This is a genomic window from Metabacillus rhizolycopersici (genome assembly GCF_020075705.1).
The window spans coordinates 1-1,555 of sequence record NZ_JAIQUM010000202.1; the positions used below are offsets into that span (position 1 = coordinate 1).

Genomic DNA, 1,555 nt, shown 5'->3' on the forward strand with positions numbered 1-1,555 from the left:
TTTGAGGTTTTTTGGTGAGTCACTTATTTCAGAAAGCATTATTTTATGAAAACCTCGTTTTTTAAAGCTCTGATTTCCCGTGATTTTATACTTCTGTTCGTTGACAAGTTGGTTTTTCAACACTATGTAAAAATAGCTGCCGAACGGCAGCTATTTTTATGTAATAAAAGGGCAGCATTCCTGTAACAAACAAAATTAAAGAGAAAAGAAGACTAACTCTTTTAAAAAGTATTTAAATAACACCCGTACTGGATAGGTAACATAGTAAATCACTTTTTAAAATAATTTAAGATAAATTGTTGAAATCGTTTTGCTGCTGGTGATAGATATCTTCCTTCTACCCAAGCAAGTCCAATTACTCTCTGGGAATTCGGAGCGCGTAATCGTATTCGAGTTATATTATTCCAATCTATTCCTTTGAATTCGGGTATTATCGTAACACCAAGTCCGGCAGCTACAAAAGCTGCAACAGTGTGAACCTCTTCACCCTCAAAAGTAATTTTTGGCGTTATTCCAGCCTCCTCAAATAGTTGGTCAGTAATTCCACGAAGCCCATTTCCTTTTTCTAAGAGCACGAATGGTTCGTCAGCTATTTCTTGTAGAGTAATACTTTCATGTTTTGCTAGATGGTGTATTGATGGAACGATTAAAAATAATTCCTCTCTCCATAATTGAATCCATTGAAATTGATCTTTCGATTCTATTGAAGAAACTAGGCAGAAATCAATTTCACCAGAATCTAATTGTTTAAGAAGCAAATCGTTTCCATTTTGTTTGAATTGAAAATTAATATTTGGATAATTAGATCGAAAGGAATTAATCAAGTTAGGAATAAGATAAGTTCCAAGGGTAGGCATAAATCCAAATGAAACATTTCCATAATCCGGATCAAGTAAATCTTGGATTTCCTGTTTACCATCTTGAAATTCCTTCATTATTCGGTCTGCTCGCTGTAAAAATAATTGACCATAACTATTTAGACTTATTGAACGTCCTTGACGTTCAAATAATGGAACACCTAATTCTTCCTCTAATCTAGCAATAGATCGACTAAGAGCAGGTTGAGAGATTAATAAGATTTCTGCAGCACGTGTTATGTGCTGTAAACGTGCAACAACTTGAAAATACTCGATTTGTTGCCATTCCATTAGGGTCACCTCTTACTAATAAATTTTATAAAATTTATTACTGAAATGCATGAAACTAATGCAAATAATAAATTAGACATTATAATATGTCAATTGTATGATTAATTATAGAAAATTCCAAAAATATCAATTGTCGAATTTTTCTATACAAAAAAGTCTCTTTCAAAAGGGGGAACAATTTATGGGAGTAAATAAGGAGTTTTTTAATCGTAGACTGCACTCACTACTAGGAGTAATCCCTGTAGGCCTCTTTTTAGTTCAGCATCTTGTTATCAATCATTTTGCTACAAGGAGTCCAGAGGCATTCAATGAAGCAGCACATTTTATGGAGATGCTACCATTTAGGTATGCGTTGGAGATTTTTGTTATTTTTCTTCCGATTTTATACCATGCGATTTACGGTGTAT

1 protein-coding gene and 1 pseudogene are annotated in these 1,555 nt (G+C 33.4%); one reads left to right on the plus strand and one right to left on the minus strand.

The window, feature by feature from the left end:
* Positions 1-269: 269 nt before the first annotated feature.
* Positions 270-1,148, minus strand: coding sequence for a LysR family transcriptional regulator (locus K9V48_RS27975; protein WP_224142307.1), 879 nt, complete (start codon positions 1,146-1,148; stop codon positions 270-272).
* Between the two features lie 181 nt (positions 1,149-1,329).
* Here K9V48_RS27975 and K9V48_RS27980 point away from each other — a divergent pair.
* A pseudogene (locus tag K9V48_RS27980) lies at positions 1,330-1,555 on the plus strand (succinate dehydrogenase); the annotation flags it as partial.